Here is a 22,479-nt window from a genome sequence, read left to right on the forward strand (position 1 = left end):
CCGGCGGGGGATGCGGGCACGGGGCGCCGGGCGGGCACTCGACCGGCGGCGGGGCCATCACCGGCGGGGCCAGCTCGGGGGCGCCGTTCACGCAGTGGTTGTCCTTGGCGCCGGTGGCGAAGGCCAGCAGGCCGACCGAGTCGCCGCAGGCCTGCACCGGGACGTCCGCGGACAGCTGTAGGACGTTGCCGGAGACCAGGCCGGGGGAGTCCGCCGCCGCACCCTCGGCCAGGGCGTGCGTGCCCTCGTCCACGCAGTCGTTGTCGTGCGCGGTGACGTCGGCGGCCAGCGCGCCGGCGGCCAGACCGCAGGCCTGGACCGGGACGTTCGCGGCGACCGAGCCGACGTTGCCGGAGATCGCGCCGGGGCTGTCGGCGGCGGCGCCGAACGCCTTGGCCGTGGCGTCCTCGGTGAAGCAGTCGTTGTCGCGGGCTCCGACCAGGGCGCCGCCGGCCGCGCCGGCGTCGCCGCAGACCTGGATCGGGACGTCGGCGGGGACCTGCGCGACGTTGCCGGAGACCGCGCCGGGGCTGTCGCTCGCGGCACCGTGCGTGGTGGCGGAGTCCCCCTGCGCCGCCGCGGTGCTCGCGTAGCCCATGACCAGTGCGCCGGTGGTAGCCGACAGCAGCAGGCCCTTCCTTACAAAGGCGTGCATGGATGTACCTCAGATGTCGTCGAATTCGAGGAGCCGAAGGTCGGCTCTCGGGCCTCAACGACACCTTCGGAGCTCCGGTAACGGACATCCGGCCGATGAACCGTCGAATGTCCACCATCCGGCAGATACCCGAGGTTTTTGTTACAGGGTCAGGGGATCATTGATGTGCGATCAGTTCTTTGCGATTCAGCGCTGTGTGATCAGTGCTTTGTGATCATTGCTGTGCGTCCACGGTCATCTGGGCGGAGCCGATGATGTGCCGGCCCAGTATGAACCCCGAGTAGGCGGTGCTGGTCCCGGCGCTCGGCAGGCCGATGCTCGCCGTGTCCAGGGCCAGGACCCGGATCTGGTAGTGGTGCACCGGGTCGCCGACGGGCGGGCAGGGGCCGTCGAAGGAGGTGTCGCCGAGGTCGTTCACGCCGACCACGGTCCCGGCCGGCGGCGTGGCCGTGCCCCCGAAGGTGCGCGCGCCGGCCGGGATGTCCCAGGCCCGCCAGTGCGAGAACCCGCTGCCGGTGGGGGCCTGCGGGTCGAACATCTCCACCGCGAAGCTCTTGGTGCCGGCCGGGGCCCCGGACCAGGTCAGGCGCGGCGGCGTCTTGAACCCGGTGCAGATCTCGGCGGCCGGGAAGGTGCCGTGGTCGGCCAGGTCGGGGGAGCTGACGTGGAAGTGCGCGGCGTCGCGCGGGATGCCGCTGCGCACGGGGCTGTAGCCGAAGCGGTCGTGGACGGCGGCGTAGGCGGTGGCCGCCCCGGCGGCGAACATGGCCGCGGACGCAACCCCGGCAATGGTGATTTTCGTCTTCTGCTGCATGGGTCAAAAGCTTCGGGGACATGTCGCGCTGCCGGGAGATCCTTCGAAACCTGGTATTCCGCGTACCACCCGCCAGAGCACGCTCGGGGAGTTCCTCACCGCGATGCGCGGCCGGCTCGCGCCGGAGGACGTCGGCCTGCGCAGCGTCGGCCGCCGCCGCACGCCGGGCCTGCGCCGCCAGGAGGTGGCCGAACTCGCCGCGGTGAGCATCGACTGGTACATCCGGCTGGAGCAGGGCCGCGTCGGGGCGCCGGGCTCGGCGGTGCTGGACGCGCTCGCGGCGGCGCTGCGCCTGTCCCCGGTCGAGCGCGAGTACCTGCACCTGACGGCGCGCGGCGAGGCGCCCCCGCGGCCGCTGCCGGACCGGCCCGAGGGCGTGAGCACGTCGCTGCGCGCGATGCTGGACGGGATGCCGACGCTGCCGGCGTACGTGCTGGACCACAGCTTCGACGTGCTGGCGTACAACGCGGCGGCCACGGCCATGTTCGGGGACGGATTCGGCCACGGCACGGCCGCCAACGCGGCGCTGCTGCTGTTCCTGGACGGCGCGACCCGCCGCATTCAGCTGTCGTGGGAGCAGATCGCCCGCGAGACCGTCGGAGGCCTGCGCGCCAACGCCGCGAAGTACCCCGACGACCCGCGCCTGCAGGCGGTGATCGCGCGCCTGCGAGCGGGCAACCGCGACTTCGCCACCTGGTGGGACGACCACACCGTCGACGAGCGCAGCAGCGGGGTGAAGCGCGTGGCGCACCCGGCGGCGGGGGTGCTGACGGTGGCGTACGACGTGCTGACCGCGCCGGGCGCCGCGGAGCAGCGGCTGGTGGTGCTGACCCCGGTCGGGGCGGAGACGGAGCAGCGGTTGCGGGCGCTGGTGGCGGCGCACTCGCGGCGGGTGGCGCGGGAGAGCGGGGGCGTTGAGGGTGTTGAGGGTGTTGAGGCGGGGCCGGAGCCGGCGCTGGCGGGGTGAGCCGGGCGGCGGGCAGTGGCGAGCCCGGCGGTCGGGGTGCTGACAGTGGTCTGCGACATGCACACGACGGCGGCCAACTCGGCGCGATGGTTGCCAGCGGGCCCCAGGGCGGTGGTGGTGAGCCGGGCGGCGGGCTGCGCTGTCAGGGTGCCGGCAGTGTGGTCTGCGACATGCTGATGGTGCTGGCGGAGCGGGACTATTCGGCGGTCGAGTGCACGCGATCAGCCGCCTTCGCCGCCGCCTCGATCCGCGCGCGCAGCGCTTCGCGGGCGGTGTCGTCGATCGGCTCCTCGTACTGCGCCGCCACGCCGGTTCGGCCGTCGAGCTGTTCGCGCAGGATGTCGGCGTGGCCGGCGTGCCGGGTCGTGTCGGTGAGGAGGTGGACCAAGATGGCGAACAGATGGGTGTCGGGGTGCGTCCACCAGGGCACGTGGCCGGGTGCGTCGGCCGGGAGCTCGGTGATGGTCGCGTCCGCGTGCGTCCACACCTGGCGGTAGAAGGCGATGATCTGCTCGCGGGTCTCGTCCTCGGTCGCCCACAGGTCGCTGCCGTCAGAGTCCTGCCAGGGCGGCAGCGCCTCGGGGTACGGCCGGCCGAAGACCTCGCCGAAGTAGCGGGCCTCCCAGGTCGCCGCGTGCTTGACCAGGCCCAGGAGGTTGGTGCCGGTCGGGGTCAGCGGCCGGCGCGCGTCGTACTCCGACAGGCCGTCGAGCTTCCAGATCAGGACCTCGCGGACGTTCTTCAGCCGGGTGTGCAGATATGCCTTCGCGGCTTCGTCGGTCATGGCGCACGAGCCTAATGAGCCAGCGCGAACATCTCCCCGTCGACCTCCGTCACCAACCCGTCGCTCACCAGGCTCGCCAGCGCCCGCTCCCGCTGCGTCACGTCTCGCGTCCACGCGGCCTCCAGCTCCTCGCGCGGCACCGGGCCGTGCGTGTCCCGCAGGACCGCCAGCAGCCGTCCGCGCGCCTGGCGGTCCGTGCCCTCGTATGTCTGGCCGCGGCGCGGCGGGCCGTCGTACGCGGGCCTGCCGTCCGCGACCCAGCGGCACAGGTCCGCGACCGGGCACGCCTCGCAGCGTGGCGCCCGCGCGGTACACACCACGGCGCCGAGCTCCATGCTCGCGGCGGCCCATTCCGCGGCGTCGGGGGCGGCGGGCGGGAGCAGGTCGGTGGCGATGCGGCGGTCGGCCGGGGTGGTGGCCGCGGCCGGGAATTCTGTGCCGGTCACCACGCGGGCCAGTACCCGGCGCACGTTCGTGTCCAGCACGATGTGCCGCTTCTGGTACGCGAACGACGCGATCGCCCCCGCCGTGTACTCCCCGACGCCGGGCAGCGCCCACAGGTCCTCGTACGTGTCCGGCACGACGCCGTCGAAGGCCTCTTCGATGGCCGTGGCGGCCGCGTGGAGCCGCTGCGCGCGCCGCGGGTACCCCAGCCGCCCCCAGGCCCGCACGGCCTCGCCCACGGGCTCCGCGGCCAGCGCCGCCGGCGTGGGCCAGCGGGCGAGCCAGGCCTCGTAGACCGGCAGCACGCGGACCACCGGGGTCTGCTGGAGCATGAACTCGCTGACCATCACCGCCCACGCCGAGGCGTCCGGGCGGCGCCAGGGGAGGTCGCGGGCTTCGGCCCGGAACCAGTCGACGACTCGTTCGACCAGTTCAGCCCCTTGTTCGAAGGCTGCGAGGTCGGTGCGGTCGATGCTGCGCGTGGTCGTTCTTTCCGCCATCTGACGATCGTACGGCGAGGCGCGCCGCACACCGCGGCATCGGCCCCGTAGAGTGACCCCTCGTGGGTTCGCTTCGAAATCCCGTCGGATCTCTCGCGCCCGCCGTCTATTGGCGGCGGCGCGTTTTAGTTGTGCTGGCCGTCGTCGCGGTGTTGGCGCTGGTCCTCTACGCGTGCTCGGGGTCGGGCTCCAAGAAGAAGCAGCCGGTCGCGGACGGCAGCAGCCCGACCGCGTCGCAGTCCTCGGTCCCGACCGCGGGCGGCTCGCAGACCGCGGCCAGCGGCGGGGCGTCCGGCGGCCCGTCCTCGGCCGGCGCGAGCGGGCCCTCCGGCGGCGCCAGTGGGGCCAGCGGCTCGGCTTCCGCCTCCGGTGGCACCAACGGTGGCGTCAACGGCGGCGCGAACAGCACCGGCGGCACCAACGGCGCCTCCGGCGGTTCCACCAGCGGCCCCGGCTGCCAGCTCAGCCTGAGCCTGACCTCGCAGTCCTCGGCCTACGCCAACGGCGTGGACCCGCAGTTCACCGTCGCCGTGGCCAACAAGGGCACCGCCGACTGCGACGTCGACGTCAGCCCGAAGTCGCTGGTCCTGAACGTCTACTCCGGCCCGGACCACGTCTGGTCCTCGGCGGACTGCGCCACCGGCGGCAAGGACCTGCGCGGCATCGCCCCCGGCGGGGTCAAGACGGTCACCTTCACCTGGAACCGCACCCGCTCCTCGCAGGGCTGCACGGCCGGCAGCTCCTCGGCCAAGCTCGGCATGTACTTCGGCGTGGTGATCCTGGGACCCGGCAGCGGCGCGAACGCCCCGGCCGCGCAGAGTCAGGCGAAGTCGTTCGAGCTGAAGACCGGCAGCTGACGGGCCTGTTCAGGCCCGAACAGGCCTGAACAGAGGCTCCCCGAGCAGCCAGTCCACGGCTCGCCGAGAAGAATTCGGCGAGCCGTGTAGAGAACGCGCCAGTCGGCTCCGACTACCGGGTGAAGCAACCGACAGCTCATTCCCCAGGAGATGCCATGACCGAGCACATCACCTCCCGCGACAGCAGCACGCTGGCCGTGGACCGCATTGGCGAGGGCCCCACCGTGATCCTCGTCGGCGGCGCCTTCAACGACCGCAGCACGGTCGCCGGCCTGGCCGCCGAGCTGGCGTCGCGCTACACCGTCGTCACCTACGACCGCCGCGGCCGCGCGGAGAGCACCGACAAGGCGCGCGAAGCCGGCGCGGACTTCGACCCCGCGAACGAGATCGACGACCTCGCGGCCGTCATCGAGCACGTCGGCGGGCACGCGCACCTGTTCGGCCACTCCTCCGGCGCGATCCTGGTCCTGGAAGGCGCGATCCGCGGGCTGCCGGCGGACTCCGTCGCCGTTTACGAGTCGCCGTTCCGCGCCGACCCGGACCTGCCGCACCCGCCGGCCGACCTGCTGGACCGGCTCACCGCGCTGGCCGAGAAGGACGACCGGGACGGCGCCGCGAGCCTGTTCCTCACCGAGGCCATCGGCCTGCCGCCGGAGATCGTGTCGGGCATGAAGCGCGGCCCGGTGTGGGCCTTCTTCCTCGGCAACGCCCTGACGCTGCCCTACGACGTGGGCTTGTCCCGGCCCGCGGAGCTCGTCGACCGGGACCGGCTGGGCACGCTGACGATGCCGGTGCTGGCCGTCTACGGCGACCGGACGCCGCCGGGCCTGGCGGCCGGCGCGAGGGTGGTGGCCGAGTCGGTGCCCGGCGCGCGGCTGGTCGTGCTGCCCGGCGAGGACCACAGCGTGCTTCAGCGCCCGCAGGCGCTGGCGCCGACGCTGATCGAGTTCTTCGGCTGAGGTGTGCCGGCGCTGAGAAGCTCAGGCGGTCACAAGGTCAGGCACTGAGAAGGTCAGGCGGTCAGGCGGAAGGCGTTCCAGCCGTCCCTACACGTACCGCTCAAGGATCGACGACTCCGCCAGCCGCGACAGCCCCTCGCGCACCGACCGGGCCCGGGTCTCCCCGACGCCCTCGACCCGCTGCAGGTCGTCGATCGACGCCGCGAGCAGCTTCTGCAGCCCGCCGAAGTGCTCCACCAGCCGGTCGATGACCGTGCCGGGCAGCCGCGGCACCTTGGCCAGCAGCCGGTAGCCGCGCGGCGACACCGCCGACTCCAGCACCTCGACGCCGCCGCTGAAGCCCATCGCCTTGGCCGTCTGCAGCAGATCCAGCAGCTGCGTGCGGTCCAGGGCGCCCAGGTCGTCCGAGACGTCGGCGACGCTGCGCGCCTTCTTGCCGGTGCGCTCGGGCAGGTAGTCGCGGGCGATCAGGTCGCGGTCCGGGTCGACGCCGGCCATCAGCTCGTCGAGCTGGAGCGACAGCAGCCGGCCGTCCACACCCAGCTGCACCACGTAGCCGGCGACCTCGTCGGCGATGCGGGTCACCATCTCCAGCCGCTGCGCGACCGCCGCCACGTCGCGGACCGTCACCAGGTCCTCGATCTCCAGCGCCGACAGCGTGCCGGTGACCTCGTCCAGCCGCAGCTTGTAGCGCTCCAGCGTGGCCAGCGCCTGGTTCGCCTTGGACAGGATCGCGCCGGAGTCCTCCAGCACCACGCGCTGGCTGCCCAGGTAGAGCGCGATGATGCGCATCGACTGCGACACCGACAGCACCGGGAAGCCGGTCTGCTTGGCGACGCGGTCGGCGGTGCGGTGCCGGGTGCCGGTCTCCGCGGTCGGGATCGCCGGGTCCGGGACCAGCTGCACCCCGGCCCGCACGATGCGGCTGCCGTCGGTGGAGACCACCACGGCACCGTCCATCTTGCACAGCTCGCGCAGCCGCTGCGGGGAGAACTCGACGTCGAGCACGAAGCCGCCGGTGGCCATCTCGTCGACCAGCTTGTCGAAGCCGAAGACCACCAGGCCGCCGGTGTTGCCGCGCAGGATGCGCTCCAGACCGTCGCGCAGGACCGTTCCCGGCGCGACGCTCATCAGGATCGCCGACAGGGCGGCGCGTTCGGAGGCCTCACCTGTCACTGTGCGATTCCCATCCTGCTCTCGTGCTCCTCTTCGCGATGCCCGAAACCCTCACGCACCGCGCGATTCCGATCCTGATCTCCCCGGAGGGCGGGAATCAAACGGTCGTAGTGACTCAACCTTACCGGCGTACGCCTGTCGCCACGGCGTGAAGCGCTGCCCGGACGTCGCCCACTTCGACGATCGACAGCCCCGCAAGGTTCCCGCCGTAGTCCTTGCCGTCCGGATCGGGCGGGACCAGCGCGGTCTTGAAGCCCAGCCGCGCGGCCTCGGTGAGCCGCCGCCGCACCCCGGTCACCGGCCGCACCTCGCCGGCCAGGCCCACCTCGCCGATCGCCACCACGCCCTCGCCGACCGGCTCGTTCACCGTCGCCGAGGCCAGGGCCAGTAGCAGTGCCAAGTCCGCGGCGGGCTCGGTGAGCCGTACACCGCCGACGGTGGCGCTGTAGATCTCCGAACTCGCCAGCCCGGCGATGCCGCCGCGCTGCTGGAGCACGGCCAGGATCATCGCCACCCGGTTGGTGTCCAGGCCCGAGGAGGCCCGGCGCGGGGTCGGGGCGCTGGTCTTGGTGACCAGCGCCTGCACCTCGGCGACCAGCGGCCGCCGGCCTTCCAGGGTGACGGTGACGCAGGTGCCCGGGACCGGGACCGGCCGCCGGGAGAGGAACAGGCCCGAAGGGTCGGACAGGCCGCGGATGCCGGTGTCGTGCATCTCGAAGCAGCCGATCTCGTCGCTGGCGCCGTAGCGGTTCTTCACGGCGCGGATCAGGCGCAGCGAGGAGGCGCGGTCGCCCTCGAACTGCAGGACCACGTCGACCAGGTGCTCCAGGATGCGCGGGCCGGCGATGCTGCCGTCCTTGGTGACGTGCCCGACCAGCACGCACGCCATGTTGCGCTCCTTGGCGTCCCGGATCAGCGACGCCGCGACCTCGCGGACCTGCGTCACGCCGCCGGGGGTGCCGTCCACCGCGGCCGAGGCGATGGTCTGCACCGAGTCCACGATCACCAGCCGCGGCTGGATCGCCTCGATCTGCCCGAGCACCGAGCCCAGGTCGGTCTCGGCGGCCAGGAACAGGTTCGGGTGCAGGGCCTTGATGCGGTCGGCGCGCAGCCGGACCTGGGCCGCCGACTCCTCGCCGGTGACCACCAGGGTGCGGGCCCCGGAGGAGGCGTAGGCGGCCGCGGCGGCCAGCAGCAGCGTCGACTTGCCGATGCCGGGCTCGCCGGCCAGCAGGACGACCGCGCCGGGCACGACGCCGCCGCCCAGGACCCGGTCCAGCTCGCTCACGCCGGTCGGGACCGCGGCGGCGTCGTCCACCGCCACGTCGCCGATCGGCCGGGCCTTCTGGGTCGGCATGGTGGCCACGGTCTTCGGCGCGGACTTGGCCGCGCCCCGTTCCTCAACGCTGCCCCACGTTTGGCACTCGCCGCAGCGTCCGACCCATTTCGCGTACTGTGTGCCGCACTCGGTGCACTGGTACGCGGCCGCCGGGTCGGCCTTCCGGGCGCGGGAGTTGGCGGTCGGCATGAGGCCACGTTAGCGGTCGGCGCCGACACCGGTCGGCCATCGGAATTCCGCGGCCGCGGCCGCGCCTCGCGGGCGCGTGGGGTGTGAACCGGGAACATGTATCGGTATAAACAGGGTGATTCCAGGATGACTTCGCCGGCAACCTCTAGTCGAATGCCCTGATCCACTGGCTAGTTGTCGCTCGAATGGCTTAACGTCTGAGGCCGTGACAGACCGGGAAATGGTGACGGCGCTGCGCGCGGGGGATCAGCTCGCCATCGGGCAGATCTACGACACATACGGCGCGCGGTTGTATGCATATTGTTACGACCTGCTCGCCGATCACGAGCTGGCCGCTGACGCGCTGCGTGACGCGTTCATCGTCGCCAACAACCGGATCCGCGAGCTGGCCAACCCCGACGAGCTCGGCGCCTGGCTCTACGCGCTGAGCCGGGCCGAGGCGCTGCGGCTGGGGGTCTCCGACGACATCCCCGCCGACGCCGCGCAGGGCACCCGCAACGACCGGTTCGCCCGGGCCGCGCTGGACGTCTACGCGATGCTGCCGCCGGAGAGCCGGGAGATCCTCGACCTGGCCTTCCGGCACCGCATGGTGGACGGCGACCTGGCGCTGGTCATGGACATGTCCGAGGAGCAGATCGGGCAGGTGGTCCAGGACGCCCAGGAGGACCTGGAGAACGGCCTGACCGCGGTGCTGGCCAACCGGGTCGGCGACCCGCGCTGCGCGGAGATCGCCGAGCTCGGCAAGCGCTTCGACCGGCTGGACGGCAAGGGCGTCGAGCCCTGGCTGGACGCGGTCTCCCGGCACGTGAAGGCCGACCAGGCCTGCGCCGACCACATCGAGAACCGGCGGCCGCTGCGGCTGTTCGAGGAGCTGCCGCACGCGTTCGTGCCGCCCGGGGTGCGCGCCCGCGTGCTGGACACCCTGCGCGACCCGGCCGGCGCGGCGTTCTGCCAGCGCATCGCGGCCCGGGCCGGCGCCTTCGACGAGTCCGGGTTCCCGGCGGCCGCCGGCAAGTCCGGCGTCGGCGGCGCCCGCAAGCTGCTGCCCATCGCCGGCATCGTGCTGGTGGTGCTGGCGGTCGGCGGCGTGGCGGTGGCGATGGTCGGCGGCGGGGGCAAGTCCGGCCCGGCCGGGACCGGCGCCGGGAACACGACCTCGACGACGTCCTCCTCGGGGTCCTCCGCGGCTGGGGACAGCGGCGCGGCGTCCTCGGGGGGCTCCACCTCGGCGCCGACGCAGCAGTCCACGGATTCGGCGACGGGCTCGACCGACAACGGCGGCGCGCCGACCGGCGGCGGGCAGACGGACACCGGCGGGACGACCCACCACACCTCGTCGTCGTACCGGCACACCTACACCTCGTCGCACAGCTCCTCCACGCCGAGCAAGAAGCCGAGCACCTCGACCGAGCCGACGACGCCTTCGAGCTCGACGTCTCTGCCCCCCGCCTCCGGCCTGCCGAGCAACACCAATTCGACCCCGACCACCACCCCTACCAACTGATCGACCGGCTGATCGGCTGGCCCCCCGCGCCGATCGGCGCCCCCCGGACCGGGCGCGCGCAAGTCGCCCGGTCGAGTGACACCGACGTTTGGTCACGGCCCGGGTCGCAGAACCCCTCGAAGGGGGCAACCTGGGCCGATTCTCTGATCAGCGCACCGGCACATGTCTAACGTCGGCTGGTGTGAAGGACCACGACTCGAACGCCACGGATCCCCTCGATCCCGCGGACCCGGTGAACCGGGACAGCGTCTCCGACAGCTGGGGGCGCGCGGCGGCCTACGACGCCTACGCGGACGGTCTGCACACCTACGCCCTGGGCGGTCTGCGCCACCACGAGGCCGCCTCCTCGGCGGTGTACTGCGCCTTCGTCGCCGCCGACCACCACGTCGCGCACCTCGGTGACGCCGAGATGCTGCGCCCCTGGCTCTACGCGATCACCCGGCACTACTGCCGCGCCGGGAAGCTGCCGCGCCTGCGCCTGACGGCGTCCTCGGCGCCGGTCCCGGCTCCCAAGGACGCCGCGATGGCCGAACTGGAGCGCACGCTGCTGTCGGCCGAGCTGGCCTCGCTGGACTGGCCGGACACCGACGGCCTGAGCGCGGCGCACCGCGAGGTCCTGGAGCTCTCGGTCCGGCACGGGATGGAGAGCCGCGCGGTCGGGATGATGCTCGGCAAGCCGGCGGCGGAGTCCTTCGAGGTGCTGTCCGAGGCCTGGCACGAGCTGGAGCGCTCGCTGGCGGCGCTGGCCCTGCTGCGCACCTCGCGCTCGCACTGCCCGGACCTGGCGGCGCTGGCCGAGGGCTGGTCCGGCCGGCTCACGGCCCAGCGCCGGGAGCCGCTGGTCGCGCACGTGGACGCCTGCTCCCGCTGCCAGTACCACCTGCACAAGGTGATCGGGGCGCCGCAGGCCCCGTCGATCCTGCCGCACGTCCCGGCGCCGAAGGAGCTGCGCGAGCGGGTCCTCGGCGACCTGCTGGACAGCAGCCCGGAGAAGGCGGCGGAGAAGACCGCGATCGCCACCCGGCTCACCTGCTTCGACCGGTCCGGGTTCCCGGCGATAGCGACGATGCGGCTGCCCGCGCTGCCCCAGCAGCAGTCGCAGCCGCAGCCGCGCACCGCCACGCCGATGCCGGTGGAGCGCCGTCCGCGGCGCCTCGGCGCGCTGCTGGCCGGACGCGTGTCGTCGGCCGCCGCGGAGGCGGTGGCGGGCGAGGTGGCCTCGGCCCCCGAGCGATTACGCACCCCGGTGTCGGCGTCCGTGGACGCGAAGACACCGGCGAACACGATGAACGAGGGAAGTGGTTTCGATGGTTCTGATCTGAGCGCTATGGGTGCTGGAGGCGACCGGCGCCGGGGGTTGGGATCGCACGCTGAGGAACTGCACATCGCGAGCCAGTCGACCGAAGTCCTCGCGGCCCTGCGCGCCGAGGACTGGAGCGAAGGCCGCTCTGAAGACCGGTCCGAAGACCGAGGCGCCCTGCGTCCCGAAGACCTCGACGCGTCTTTCGGCCCGCGCCGTGCTTCCTCCACCGAGGACACTCTGATCACGGCCGGCGTCTTCGAGGACATGCGCCCGGCCCGTCCGGTGCCCTCCCGTGGCCCGGTCCCGCGCAACTCGGTGGCCGCCGCGATCGAGGGCCGGCGGCGGGGCGTCGAGGCGGCGCGGCGCGGCGTCGCGCCGGTCGGCGACGCGTATGAGGCCGCTGCCAGCGTGGCCGCCGCGATGGCCGCCGGGAACGCCGGTGCGCAGGTGCCGCCGATCGCGCCGGTGGGGGTTATGCCGACCTCCTTCATGCCGCTGGGCGTGGTGCCCGGTCGGCGGGTGCCGCCGGACAGGGACCGTGACCGGGACGGGGGCAGGGACCGGGACGGTACGCGGGTCTTGGCGCGTCCCGTCGGAGCTTCGCCGGAGCAGCACAGGCGGAAGGCCGGGGTGAAGTCCGCGATCGCCAGCTCCGCCGTGCTCAGCGGCGTCGGCGCGGCCGGGGTGACGGCGTTCGTGCTCTTCGTGCCGTCCTCGCCGAGCGGCAACAAGGCGCTGTTCACGCCCCCGGACGCCGGGGGCAGCGCCTCGCAGACGCCGGACTACCCGCGTCCCAGCTCCACCTCGGACGCCGCGGGGCCCGCGCTGCCGGTCGCCGGCAACGTGCACTCCGCCGGGCTGCCCGGCGGCGACACCGTGACCGCGCAGGTGGTCGCGGCAGTGCTGCCGACGACGCCCTCCTCCTCGGCGCCCAGCACGGCCGGCGCCAGCCTGCCGTTCAACGGCCCGGTGAACCCGCTGCCGTCGCAGAGCGGCGGCGACACCCCGTCGCAGGACCCGAGCGGCGACGCGCAGCTGCACATCAGCGTGACGCAGCGCTCGAACGACCCGAGCGACGTCGTGGTCACCCTCTGGAACTCGGGCACCTCGCCGGTCAGCTGGACCGCGAGTCCCGACCAGCCCTGGCTCAGCCTCAGCGCCACCTCCGGCATGCTCGCCGGCGGCGGCCAGACCACGGTCCACGTCCTGGTGGCCGCCTCGGCCGAGCCCAGTGGCCCGTGGACCGCGCACGTGCGCTTCGATCCGAGCGGCCAGATGGTCTCGATCAACGGCGTCGGCGGCTCGGGCGGCTCCGGGGGCTCCGGCGGCGGCCCGAGCAGCACACCGAGCACTCCCCCCGCCAGCGGCCCCACGACGCCGTCCTCGTCGCCGTCCTCCTCGCCGAGCGGCACGCCCTCGGGCACGCCGACCAGCCCGGTCAGCACCCCGAGCACGCCGCACAGCTCGCCGTCGTCGAGCGTGAGCGGCAGCGGGGCGTCGAGCGGCAGCGCGAGCGGGCCGGGCAGTCCCAGCAGCAGCCCGAGCTCGTCGGGCAGCGGGCCGTCGCGCGGTCCGAGTTCGCCGAGTTCGCCGAGTTCGCCGAGTTCGCCGGGCTCACCGGGCTCCTCGGCCTCTTCGAGTTCTTCGGCGCCCTCAAGCACCCCGAGCACCGGGCCCGGCAAACCCACCAAGCGCCGTCACTGACGGCCCCCAAGCCGCTCCGGCACCCGCCGTGCCGGAGCCACGGAAGGCGCTCGACGTGTCCCAGCCCGTCGGGCGCCTTCCGCTGTCCGCTACCGGTTCAGCGACCGCGCCGCGTGCGACGGCAGCACGGCGCGCGCAGCCGCCGCCGCTCCGCTACTCGCGGCCGCGGAGAACGGCCCCACGAACACCCCGCTGTACACGTCGGTGGCGTGCTGCGGCGCGTTCAGCGAAGCCACGAACACGTTCTGTTCTCCAAGCGGGCCGGCCGCCGCCATGCCCTCGTAGTCCCCGAGCATGTACCCGCCGGCGTTCGGCGCCAGCAGCCAGTCGAAGGCCGGGGTCAGCTGCCGCTCGGTCGCCAGCCGCGCGTCGCCGAACGGCAGGACCTTCAGGAACCGCGCGGTCGGCAGCGTCGTGGTGTCGCCGGCCGGCAGGTAGCGCAGGTCGTAGTACGACACGCTGACCGTCCCCAGCGCGTCCACCGAGACCACCGGGGTGAAGGCCGGCACACCCGGCTTGCTCACCAGCGCCGGCGCCGACCACGTCCTGCCGTTGTCCCGGGACGACACCAGCTCGACCTGGTCGTACTTGCCGCCGCTGAAGTCCGAGCCCTCATACGTCAGCCAGATCCGGCCGGTCACCGGGTTCACCGCGACCGCCTCCAGGCCGCCGCCGGCCCGCAGCCCCTTGGTCGGGTCGTTCGGGTCCACCTCGGCCACTGAAGAGTCGGTGGCCACCGGCGTCGGCGCGGACCAGGTGGCGCCCTCGTCGGTGGAGCTGGCCATCGAGTACGTCGAGCTGATCGGCGTGTTCGCGGTGGCGTCGGTGTACTTGATCAGGTTGAAGAAGTCGCGGAGGGTGCCGTTCGGCTCCTCGACCACGATGTTGCCGATGGTCTGGGCGAACGGTGCGACCGCCGCGGTGTCGACCAGCTTCGCCGGGGCCGACCAGGTCTTGCCGTGGTCGTGCGTTACGGAGATCATCGCCGGTCCGGTGAAGCCGTTGCCGGACGTGTCCAGCCGGTCCCACACCTGGTAGGCGACGCCGGGGTGCAGCTGGTCGGCGGTCACGGAGTTCTTGTCGTCGCCGAGGTTCGGGTCGTCGTCGGCGATGACCGGCTGCGCGTACTTCCAGGTCGCGCCGCCGTCGAAGGACGTCGCGGCGCCGACGCCGGAGCGCGGCGTGTTCTCGTCGAATTGCAGGGCGCTGCTGTAGGCGACGCCGTCCGGGCCGAAGCTGACCCACAGGTCGGAGATCCGGTGGTAGTCGTCGGCCCCGGAGCACTGGCCGAACGGCAGCGTGCCCTCGGTGTAGTGGCGGCCGTCGGAGGTCCAGGCGTAGCCGCCGGAGTGCGAGCCGCCGTCGCTCCAGCGGTCCTGCTGCCAGGTGACGATCGCGTGCCGGGGCCGGCGCGGGTCGACCGCGACGAAGGGCTCGGTGGTGCTGTTCGGATAGAGGGTCCCGGAGGCCGCGCCGGCGGTACAGGCCGCCACCGGGTTCGTCGGGGAGACCCGTTGTACCGGGCCCGGACTGGCGCTCGCGAAGGAGGCCGAAGTGGCCAGGGCGGTCAGCAGCGCCGTTGCCGCGACCGCCGTTTTTTGGGCTCTGCGCATGGTGGGCAAACTAGGGCGGACAGTGGGTTATGGCAATGCTTTGATTTGTGGAGAAGTCGTGAGAAAACCACCGGAATCCGGCCCCTGGGGCGGATTCCGGTGGTTCGGCGGTTCGGTGGTTCGGTCGTGCGGGTCAGCTCGGGCCGGATCAGGCCGGGCCCGATCAGGCTGGATCTGGATCAGGCCGGATCAGGCCGGATCAGGCCGGGTCGGCCGGGTGCGGCGCGACCAGGACCCGCGAGGTGTCCCGCGCCTCGCACATCCCCACCAGCACCTCGTAGGCCTTCTCGCCCATCATCTCGGTCAGCTCCGGGCCGTAGGACACGTAGACGGGCTCGCGCCCGACGTGCGCCTCGGTCGCGCCGGTGCACCACCAGTTCAGGTCGTGGCCGCCGCCGCCCCAGCCGCGGCGGTCGTACTCGCCGATCGAGACGACCAGCACCTCGGTGCCGTCCGGCCGCTCCACGCGGTCGTAGGAGCGGCGCACCGGCAGCTGCCAGCAGACGTCCGGCTTGGTGGTCAACGGATGCACGTCCTCGCGCAGCGCCAGCGCGTGCAGCGAGCAGCCCTCGCCGCCGGCGAAGCCGGGACGGTTCAGGAAGATGCAGGCCCCCTCGACGACCCGCGTCTGCTTGTCGCCGTCCTCATCCTTCTGAGTGATTCCGAGTTCCTGGCCGACGGACCGGAACTGCCAGGTCTCGTCGGTGAGCCGCTCGGCGGCCTTCTCGACGCGCTTTCTGTCGGCTTTGTCCGAGTAGTGCGCACCGAGGGTGCAGCAGCCGTCGGAGGCCCGGCCGGGGCGGATACCGCCGCAGCCCGCGCCCCAGATGCAGGTCCAGCGCGAGCACAGCCAGGTCAGGTCGGCCCGGTAGAGCTGGGCGGAGTTGTCGGGGTCGGTGAACTCCACCCATTCGCGGGGGAAGTCGAGCGGTACTTCAGGCACCGGGTAAGCCTATGCGGTCGGCGCGCTTGGCCGTGGGAGGCCGGGTAACGTATCGCGATATGCGCCTTGGAGTGTTGGACGTCGGATCGAACACGGTCCACTTGCTGTTGCTGGACGCGCACGCCGGTGCCCACCCGATCCCGGCGTTCTCGCACAAGGTCGAGCTGCACCTTTCCCAGCTCACGGACGAGCAGGGGGCGATCGCCCCGAGCGGCATCGAGCGCCTTTGCTACGTCGTCGCGCACGCGCTGCGCATCGCCGAGGACAAGGGCTCCGAGGAGATGCTCGCCTTCGCGACCTCCGCGGTGCGCGAGGCCGCCAACGGCGACGAGGTGCTGGCCAAGGTGCGCGAGGAGACCGGGGTCGAGCTGGAGGTGCTGCCCGGCCCGGACGAGGCCAAGCTGACCTTCCTGGCCGTGCGCCGCTGGTTCGGCTGGTCCGCCGGCCGGCTGCTGGTGCTGGACATCGGCGGCGGCTCGCTGGAGATCGCGGTCGGCCTGGACGAGCTGCCGGACGTGATGGAGTCCCTGCCGCTGGGCGCCTCGCGCCTGACCCACGACCGCCTCAAGGGCGACCCGCCCGGCCCGGAGCAGATCCGGGAGCTGCGCCGGTACGTGCGGCACGAGATCGCCAAGGGGGTCTCCCGGGTGGCCCGGGCCGGCCGTCCGGACCGCGTGGTGATCACCTCCAAGACCTTCCGGCAGCTGGCCCGGATCGCCGGGGCCGCGCCCTCGGCGCAGGGCCTGTACGCCCCGCGCTCGCTGCGCGCCCGGGACCTGACCGAGTGGGTGCCGCGGCTGTCGCAGATGTCGACGGCCCAGCGCGCCGGGCTCCCCGGGGTCTCCACCGGCCGGGCCGAGCAGCTGCTGGCCGGCGCCGTGGTCGCCGACGCCGCGTTCGACCTGTTCAACGTCGAGGTCGCCGACCTGTGCCCGTGGGCGCTGCGCGAAGGCGTGATCCTTCGGCGGCTGGACACCCTTGTAAGCTGAGCGGCGTGACCTTCGTGACCGACCGCGCCGGGACGACGGAGCAGGTCACCACGCCGGAAGTGGGCCTGTCGACGTCCTCGGTCTACCCCGAGCCCACCCGGTACGCCTTCGACGTGGCCAACCGGCTCGGCTACGACGGCGTGGAGGTCATGGTCTCGATCGACCCGGCGAGCCAGCACCCGGACAAGATCCTGGAGTACGTCGACGAGTACCAGGTCCCGGTGCTGTCGATCCACGCCCCGACGCTGTTCTGGCTGAACCTGAAGCGGGTCTGGGGCTCGGACCCGTGGGAGAAGCTGAAGAAGTCCCGCGAGGCCGCCGAGCGGGTCGGCGCGAAGGTCGTCGTGGTGCACCCGCCGTTCCGCTGGCAGCAGCCCTACGCCGAGGAGTTCGCCGAGGGCATCAGGCGCCTGAATCAGGAGTCGGAGATCCGCTTCGCGGTGGAGAACATGTACCCCTGGCGCGCCTCCACGCCCGACATCTTCGGCCGCCTGCCGCGCATCAAGCTGCCGCGCATGGAGCGCGAGGGCGAGGCGTACTTCCCGGGCTGGGACCCCACCGAGACCGGCTACGAGCACTACGTCCTGGACCTGTCGCACACCGCGACCGCCCGCAACGACGCGCTGGCGATGTACGAGCGCATGGGCGACAAGCTCGTCCACCTGCACCTCGCCGACGGCTCCGGGCAGAACAAGGACGAGCACCTGGTCCCCGGCCGCGGCACCCAGCCCTGCCAGGAGGTGCTGGAGCGCATCGCGCGCCGCGGCCTGGCCGGCGCCGTCATCCTCGAGGTGAGCACCCGGCGCGCGGAGAGCGACCTGCAGCGCGAGGAGGACCTGCGCGACTCCCTGGTCTTCGCCCGCCGGGCGTTGGCGAGGGTGAGGGAAGAGCCGCGCGCGTTGCCGGTCTCGGAGTAGCACAAGCACACAGGGGAGATGCGTTGGCCGAGTCATCGAAGTTCGACACCCTGGCGTCCGCGTACGCCAAGTCCCGCCCGACCTATCCCGACGCGCTCTTCGACGCGCTGCAGGACCTCTCCGGGCGCGCGCTGTCCGGGGCCCGCGTCGCCGACGTCGGGGCCGGGACCGGGATCTCCTCCCGGCAGCTGCGCGAGCGTGGCGCGGCGGTGACCGCGGTCGAACTCTCCGAGCCGATGCTGCGCCAGTTGGTGTCGCAGTCCCCGGGCGTCGGCGCGGTGCTGGGCAGCGCCAACGCGCTGCCGCTGCGCGAGGACTCGGTCGACTTCGTGACTTTCGCCCAGGCCTGGCACTGGGTGAACCCGGACCTGGCGGTCCCGGAGGTGATCAGGGTCCTGAAGCCCGGTGGCGCGCTGGCCTGCTTCTGGAACATGCCGTTGGCCGACGCGCCCTGGCGGCTGGGCTACAACGACCGGATCAGGGAACTGCTCGGCGGCGAGCCCGACTACGGCAACGAAAGCACCGCCCTGGACCAGGAGCCGCGGATCGAGCTCGGCAGCCGGTTCGCCGACCTGCCGGTGCACGTGGTCGAGACGGCGTGGACCCGGACGGTGCCGCTGGAGCACCGGATCACCAACGTCATGTCGCGGTCGTACGTCAGCGACGTGGAGCCGGACCGGCTGGCGGCGTTCCTGGACCGGGAGCGCGCGATCCTGCTGACGCACTTCCCGGACGGGATGGTCGTCGAGGAGTACACGGCTTGGCTCGGGGTGGTGCGGCGGCCTTAGGTGGCCGCCGGCCTTGGGCCGGCCTTGGGTCTGCCCGCGCGGGGCTCGGACGGCCTTGCGCGGCCCCGGGTACCCCGCGCGGCTCACCGGCCCGGCCGCGTCCCCGAACTAGTCCTAGGCTTGCCCCACTGGGCTCCACACAGTCGAGGAGGCACCGCGGTGTTGCGTCGGACCTTGCTGGCGGCGGCGGGCAGTGATCGCACCCGCGCCCTGGTCGAGCGCTCCCCGGGCTCGCGCCAGGTGGTGAAGCGCTACGTCGCCGGGCCCGCCACGGACGACGCGGTGGCCGTCGCCGACGCGCTGATCGAGGACGGCCTGCTGGCCACGATGGACCATCTGGGCGAGGACACCACCGACGCCAACCAGGCGATCCTGGTCAAGGAGGCGTACCTGCTGCTGCTGGAGCGGCTGGCGGCGGCCGGGCTGACCCCGCACGCCGAGGTGTCCGTGAAGCTCTCGGCCATCGGCCAGTCGCTGAGCAACGACGGCGAGAAGATAGCCCTCGAACACGCGCACGCCATCTGCGAGGGCGCGCAGCGGGCCGGCACCACGGTGACCTTCGACGCCGAGGACCACACCACCACCGACTCGACCCTGAAGATAGTCTCCGAGCTGCGGCGGGACTATCCGTGGGCGGGCCTGTGCCTGCAGGCCTACCTGCGGCGCACCGAGGCGGACTGCAAGGACTTCGCGACCGCGGGATCCCGCGTCCGGCTGTGCAAGGGCGCCTACCGCGAGCCGGAGTCGGTGGCCTACCAGGACACGCAGGAAGTCGACCTGTCCTTCGTCCGCTGCATGCGCACCCTGATGGCCGGCGAGGGCTACCCGATGCTGGCCACCCACGACCCGCGCCTGATCGAGATAGGCGGCGCGCTGGCCGTCCGCAACGGCCGCGGCATCGGCAGCTACGAGTTCCAGATGCTCTTCGGCGTCCGGCCGCACGAGCAGAAGCGCCTGGCCTCCGCCGGCGAGCGCATGCGGGTGTACGTGCCGTACGGGAGCGAGTGGTACGGCTACCTCATGCGACGATTGGCGGAGCGGCCCGCGAACCTCGGCTTCTTCGCCCGGTCGCTGCTCTCGAAAGACTGAGCCTTCGTGGCGGATGTGAGGAGACCGGACCCCATGACCCAGCGCGTCGCCGTCCTCGGCACCGGAAAGATCGGCGAGGCTCTGGTCTCCGGCCTCCTGCGGGCCGGCAAACGGCCCGGTGAGGTGCTGGTGACCGCCCGCCGCCCGGAGCGCGGGGCCGCCCTGCACGCCACCTACGGGGTCGAGGCGGTGAGCAACGCCGAGGCGGCCGCGAAGGCCGACACCCTCATCCTGATGGTCAAGCCGCAGGACATGGCCGCGCTGCTGGAGGAACTGGCCCCGCACGTCCCGGCCGGCCGGCTGGTGATCACCGGCGCCGCCGGCATCACCACCCACTTCATCGCCTCGCGCCTGGCCGAGGGCATCCCCGTGGTCCGCGTCATGACCAACACCCCGGTCCTGGTCGACGAGGCCATGTCCGCGATCTCGGCCGGCGCGCACGCCACCGAGGAGCACCTGGTCCGCACCGAGGAGATCTTCTCCCCGGTCGGCAAGACGATCCGGGTGCCGGAGGCCCAGCAGGACGCGGTGACGGCGCTGTCCGGCTCCGGCCCGGCGTACTTCTACTACCTGGTCGAGGCCATGACCGACGCCGGCATCCTGCTCGGCCTGCCCCGCGCCGCCGCCCACGACCTGATCGTGCAGGCCGCGATCGGCGCCGCGGTGATGCTGCGGGACTCCGGCGAGCACCCGGTGAAGCTCCGCGAGGCGGTCACCTCGCCGGCCGGCACCACCATCTCGGCCATCCGCACCATGGAGGACCACGGAGTGCGCGCGGCGATGATCGCCGCGCTGGAGGCCGCCCGGGACCGGTCGCGGGAGCTGGCCTCCGGGCAGTGATGGGGCAGTGATGGGGCAGTGATGGGGCAGTGATGCAGCGCCGGCGGTGAGTCGTTCCGTCCTACCACCAGAAGGGGAGGACGGACGATGCGAGCTGCCGCTGAAGCGGAGTACAAGGAATACGTCGCAGCACGCTCCTATGCGCTGTGGCACACCGCGTTCTTGATGTGCGGCGACGCGCACCAGGCCGAGGACGTGGTCCAGACGGCTTTGCTGAAGCTGTACGTGGCCTGGCACCGGGTCGAGCGCGCCGAGAACCGCGACGCGTACGTGCGCCGTGTCCTGGTGCGCTGCGTCATCGACGAGAAGCGCCGCGGCTGGCGCCGTGAGCGCGTGGTGGCGGCGGTGCCGGAGTCGATGGCGCCGGAGGGCCCGGACATTGGGGAGCGGGACGCCGCTCTCCGGGCTTTGGCGCAGGTGGCGCCACGGCAGCGGGCCACGCTGGTCCTCCGATTCTGGGAGGACATGTCGGTGGAGCAGACCGCGGATCTGCTCGGCTGTTCGCTCGGAACCGTCCGTTCGCAGACCGCGCGAGGGTTGGCCACTCTGCGCGGGATCCTTCTCGACCAGCAGGCGACGGCCTCGGGCCGCGTGGTGAAGGAGCAGCGGTGATGACAGGGTTCGATGATCGAGATGGCTACGGTGCCGAGGAGAACGGTGCTGAGGAGTATGCGGCCGAGGAGCGCGGTGCTGAAGAGAACTGGGCCGAGGAGAACGGTGCCGAGGAGAACGGTGCCGAGGCCCGCGAGTTGTTCGCGCGTACGGTGCCCGGGGCCGAGGACCGGCGGCGGCTGGCGTTCACGGCCGAGGACCTGGTGCTCGGCGGCCGGCGGCGGGTCCGGCGGCGGCGGGCTGGCGCGGCTTTGGCGGGGACTGCTTCGCTCGCGGCGGTGGCCGTGGCCGTGACAGCTTTCAACGTCGGTGGTGTGGTGTCGCCCGGCTCGGACTCGAGTCCTGCCCTGCGGGACGCGAAGCGCGCGAACGCGGTCATCGCGAAGTTGTACAGCGAACTCGATCCCGGGGGTCACCATCTCACGATGCCCAGCCCGGACCGCAGCGTGGACTTCTTCCTGAAAACCGGTGGTGCCAACAGCTGTGATGCGCAGTCGCAGACCCCACCCTCCTACAACTACACGGAGACCTGGACCGCGGACGGCAAAGCAGCGTTCCCACGAAACGACGGCAACACCACGCCGTGGATCCAGATCAGCGTGACCATAAGGGCGCCCGGGGGACAGGCAGGGCAGTTTCGGAGCTCTTCCGGTTGGGGCCCGAAAGTCCAGGCGACACTGACCGACGGCTCGACGGTCGCCACGTCCTCGGCGTCCTCAGGACACGCTCTGGAGGCGACCAGGACGTTCAGCGACAATCGCCAGGTCATCGTAACCGTGTTCGACGGCTCGTCCCAACAGCGCATCGAGTCGACGCCGGTCGCGCAGCCGACGGAGCCGTTCCCGTACACCGAGCAGCAACTCGGCCGGATCGTCGGCGGACTGGGGCTGCCGCTGCCCTTCGCCGACGGCTATCGGCCGTGCGGCGCGGGAGGTCAGTGACTCCGTGACGCATCTGACAGCGGCTCGCGGGGGCGCGGTGCGTGGGCCGCGGTTAGTGTGCTGAGCATGGATGATCTCGGTCTGCCGTCGGTGTTCCGGGTGGGGGAGTTCGCGGCGTGGGCGGTGTCGGCCGCGCACACGCAGGCGGCGGCGTTCCTCGCGACGCGCACCGGCCTGCGGGCGGTGCCGCGGGTGCGGGTCGGCGTGCGGGAGGCGGCGATCGCCTTCCGGAGCGAGCGGTACCTGCGCGTGGACGGCGAGGCCGCGTTCGAGTGGGCCCCGCTGTCGGGGGACTACGAGGCGGCCGACGGCTGGGTGCGGCTGCACTGCAACTTCGAGCACCACGCCGCGATCGCGTGCCGAGTGCTGGACGTGCCGCAGGAGCGCGCGGCGGTCGAGGCCGCGGTCCGGCGGCGCGGCCGCTTCGAGCTGGAGGACGCGATCGCCGAGGCCGGCGGCGTCGCGGCGGCGATGCGGACGCGGGAGGAGTGGCTGGCGCATCCGCAGAGCGCGGCGGTGGCCGGGCGGCCGGTGGTCGCTATGGGGGCGTTG

21 protein-coding genes are annotated in these 22,479 nt (G+C 72.6%); 13 read left to right on the forward strand and 8 right to left on the reverse strand.

Annotation, left to right across the window (positions count from 1 at the left end):
* The coding region (locus tag GWK61_RS36815; protein WP_194916327.1) for a chaplin at window positions 1-655 on the reverse strand (655 nt) is incomplete at its 3' end.
* A gap of 214 nt (window positions 656-869) precedes the next feature.
* Window positions 870-1,469 (reverse strand): YbhB/YbcL family Raf kinase inhibitor-like protein, encoded by a 600-nt coding sequence (locus GWK61_RS36820; RefSeq protein WP_194916328.1) that lies wholly within the window; start codon window positions 1,467-1,469, stop codon window positions 870-872.
* Between GWK61_RS36820 and GWK61_RS36825 the strand changes: the two genes are divergently transcribed.
* Window positions 1,468-2,436 (forward strand): MmyB family transcriptional regulator, encoded by a 969-nt coding sequence (locus GWK61_RS36825; protein ID WP_194916329.1) that lies wholly within the window; start codon window positions 1,468-1,470, stop codon window positions 2,434-2,436. The two genes, GWK61_RS36820 and GWK61_RS36825, sit on opposite strands and share 2 nt — an antisense overlap.
* Window positions 2,437-2,632: 196 nt before the next feature.
* On the opposite strand, the gene GWK61_RS36830 is transcribed toward GWK61_RS36825, so the two are convergent.
* Window positions 2,633-3,220, reverse strand: coding sequence for a DinB family protein (locus GWK61_RS36830; protein WP_194916330.1), 588 nt, complete (start codon window positions 3,218-3,220; stop codon window positions 2,633-2,635).
* 11 nt (window positions 3,221-3,231) lie between these two features.
* Complete coding sequence (locus GWK61_RS36835) at window positions 3,232-4,164, reverse strand: iron-sulfur binding domain-containing protein (RefSeq protein ID WP_228563548.1); 933 nt, start codon at window positions 4,162-4,164, stop codon at window positions 3,232-3,234.
* 131 nt (window positions 4,165-4,295) lie between these two features.
* Here GWK61_RS36835 and GWK61_RS36840 point away from each other — a divergent pair, with 131 nt between their 5' ends.
* Both GWK61_RS36840 and GWK61_RS36845 read left to right on the forward strand, forming a co-directional pair.
* Complete coding sequence (locus tag GWK61_RS36840) at window positions 4,296-5,021, forward strand: hypothetical protein (RefSeq protein WP_194916331.1); 726 nt, start codon at window positions 4,296-4,298, stop codon at window positions 5,019-5,021.
* 155 nt (window positions 5,022-5,176) lie between these two features.
* Entirely contained in the window at window positions 5,177-5,980 is an 804-nt protein-coding gene (locus tag GWK61_RS36845; RefSeq protein WP_194916332.1) for an alpha/beta fold hydrolase, read from the forward strand.
* A gap of 87 nt (window positions 5,981-6,067) precedes the next feature.
* Here GWK61_RS36845 and disA read toward each other — a convergent pair whose 3' ends face one another.
* Together disA and radA are read right to left on the reverse strand one after the other, a co-directional pair.
* Entirely contained in the window at window positions 6,068-7,126 is a 1,059-nt protein-coding gene (gene disA, locus GWK61_RS36850; RefSeq protein ID WP_194916347.1) for a DNA integrity scanning diadenylate cyclase DisA, read from the reverse strand.
* Between the two features lie 151 nt (window positions 7,127-7,277).
* Window positions 7,278-8,684, reverse strand: coding sequence for a DNA repair protein RadA (gene radA / locus GWK61_RS36855; RefSeq protein ID WP_194916333.1), 1,407 nt, complete (start codon window positions 8,682-8,684; stop codon window positions 7,278-7,280).
* Between the two features lie 205 nt (window positions 8,685-8,889).
* Between radA and GWK61_RS36860 the strand changes: the two genes are divergently transcribed.
* Together GWK61_RS36860 and GWK61_RS36865 are read left to right on the forward strand one after the other, a co-directional pair.
* Window positions 8,890-10,188 carry an RNA polymerase sigma factor gene (locus GWK61_RS36860; RefSeq protein WP_194916334.1) on the forward strand — a complete coding sequence of 433 codons (1,299 nt, stop codon included), beginning with the start codon at window positions 8,890-8,892 and terminating at the stop codon, window positions 10,186-10,188.
* A gap of 181 nt (window positions 10,189-10,369) precedes the next feature.
* Window positions 10,370-13,195, forward strand: coding sequence for a BACON domain-containing protein (locus GWK61_RS36865; RefSeq protein WP_194916335.1), 2,826 nt, complete (start codon window positions 10,370-10,372; stop codon window positions 13,193-13,195).
* 89 nt (window positions 13,196-13,284) lie between these two features.
* Here GWK61_RS36865 and GWK61_RS36870 read toward each other — a convergent pair whose 3' ends face one another.
* Together GWK61_RS36870 and GWK61_RS36875 are read right to left on the reverse strand one after the other, a co-directional pair.
* Complete coding sequence (locus tag GWK61_RS36870) at window positions 13,285-14,808, reverse strand: sialidase family protein (protein WP_194916336.1); 1,524 nt, start codon at window positions 14,806-14,808, stop codon at window positions 13,285-13,287.
* Between the two features lie 199 nt (window positions 14,809-15,007).
* Window positions 15,008-15,751, reverse strand: a complete 744-nt coding sequence (locus tag GWK61_RS36875; protein ID WP_194916337.1) for a DUF3109 family protein — start codon at window positions 15,749-15,751, stop codon at window positions 15,008-15,010.
* Window positions 15,752-15,810: 59 nt separating this feature from the next.
* Between GWK61_RS36875 and GWK61_RS36880 the strand changes: the two genes are divergently transcribed.
* The 8 genes from GWK61_RS36880 to GWK61_RS36915 form a co-directional block, all read left to right on the forward strand.
* Window positions 15,811-16,740 (forward strand): Ppx/GppA family phosphatase, encoded by a 930-nt coding sequence (locus GWK61_RS36880; RefSeq protein WP_194916338.1) that lies wholly within the window; start codon window positions 15,811-15,813, stop codon window positions 16,738-16,740.
* A gap of 5 nt (window positions 16,741-16,745) precedes the next feature.
* Entirely contained in the window at window positions 16,746-17,657 is a 912-nt protein-coding gene (locus GWK61_RS36885; protein WP_194916339.1) for a sugar phosphate isomerase/epimerase family protein, read from the forward strand.
* Between the two features lie 23 nt (window positions 17,658-17,680).
* Window positions 17,681-18,445 (forward strand): class I SAM-dependent methyltransferase, encoded by a 765-nt coding sequence (locus GWK61_RS36890; RefSeq protein WP_194916340.1) that lies wholly within the window; start codon window positions 17,681-17,683, stop codon window positions 18,443-18,445.
* 159 nt (window positions 18,446-18,604) lie between these two features.
* A complete protein-coding gene (locus GWK61_RS36895) occupies window positions 18,605-19,534 on the forward strand; it encodes a proline dehydrogenase family protein (protein ID WP_194916341.1) in 930 nt (309 codons plus the stop codon).
* A gap of 33 nt (window positions 19,535-19,567) precedes the next feature.
* Complete coding sequence (gene proC / locus GWK61_RS36900) at window positions 19,568-20,374, forward strand: pyrroline-5-carboxylate reductase (RefSeq protein WP_194916342.1); 807 nt, start codon at window positions 19,568-19,570, stop codon at window positions 20,372-20,374.
* A gap of 87 nt (window positions 20,375-20,461) precedes the next feature.
* Window positions 20,462-20,986, forward strand: coding sequence for a SigE family RNA polymerase sigma factor (locus GWK61_RS36905; RefSeq protein ID WP_194916343.1), 525 nt, complete (start codon window positions 20,462-20,464; stop codon window positions 20,984-20,986).
* Entirely contained in the window at window positions 20,986-21,927 is a 942-nt protein-coding gene (locus GWK61_RS36910) for a hypothetical protein (protein ID WP_194916344.1), read from the forward strand. Before GWK61_RS36905 ends, GWK61_RS36910 begins: the two co-directional genes overlap by 1 nt.
* A 66-nt stretch (window positions 21,928-21,993) precedes the next feature.
* Window positions 21,994-22,479: CoA transferase (locus GWK61_RS36915; protein ID WP_194916345.1), on the forward strand; the 486-nt coding region annotated here is incomplete at its 3' end.

The sequence above is a fragment of the Catenulispora rubra genome, from assembly GCF_015356825.1.
GTDB lineage: Bacteria > Actinomycetota > Actinomycetes > Streptomycetales > Catenulisporaceae > Catenulispora > Catenulispora rubra.

Excerpts from the sequence above, each read along its gene's own strand:
- GWK61_RS36825 (WP_194916329.1), top strand. The coding sequence starts at position 1,468 with ATGGGTCAAAAGCTTCGGGGACATGTCGCGCTGCCGGGAGATCCTTCG.
- GWK61_RS36820 (WP_194916328.1), bottom strand. The coding sequence starts at position 1,469 with ATGCAGCAGAAGACGAAAATCACCATTGCCGGGGTTGCGTCCGCGGCC.
- GWK61_RS36830 (WP_194916330.1), bottom strand. The coding sequence starts at position 3,220 with ATGACCGACGAAGCCGCGAAGGCATATCTGCACACCCGGCTGAAGAAC.
- GWK61_RS36835 (WP_228563548.1), bottom strand. The coding sequence starts at position 4,164 with ATGGCGGAAAGAACGACCACGCGCAGCATCGACCGCACCGACCTCGCA.
- GWK61_RS36845 (WP_194916332.1), top strand. The coding sequence starts at position 5,177 with ATGACCGAGCACATCACCTCCCGCGACAGCAGCACGCTGGCCGTGGAC.
- radA (WP_194916333.1), bottom strand. The coding sequence starts at position 8,684 with ATGCCGACCGCCAACTCCCGCGCCCGGAAGGCCGACCCGGCGGCCGCG.
- GWK61_RS36870 (WP_194916336.1), bottom strand. The coding sequence starts at position 14,808 with ATGCGCAGAGCCCAAAAAACGGCGGTCGCGGCAACGGCGCTGCTGACC.
- GWK61_RS36880 (WP_194916338.1), top strand. The coding sequence starts at position 15,811 with ATGCGCCTTGGAGTGTTGGACGTCGGATCGAACACGGTCCACTTGCTG.
- proC (WP_194916342.1), top strand. The coding sequence starts at position 19,568 with ATGACCCAGCGCGTCGCCGTCCTCGGCACCGGAAAGATCGGCGAGGCT.
- GWK61_RS36905 (WP_194916343.1), top strand. The coding sequence starts at position 20,462 with ATGCGAGCTGCCGCTGAAGCGGAGTACAAGGAATACGTCGCAGCACGC.
- GWK61_RS36910 (WP_194916344.1), top strand. The coding sequence starts at position 20,986 with ATGACAGGGTTCGATGATCGAGATGGCTACGGTGCCGAGGAGAACGGT.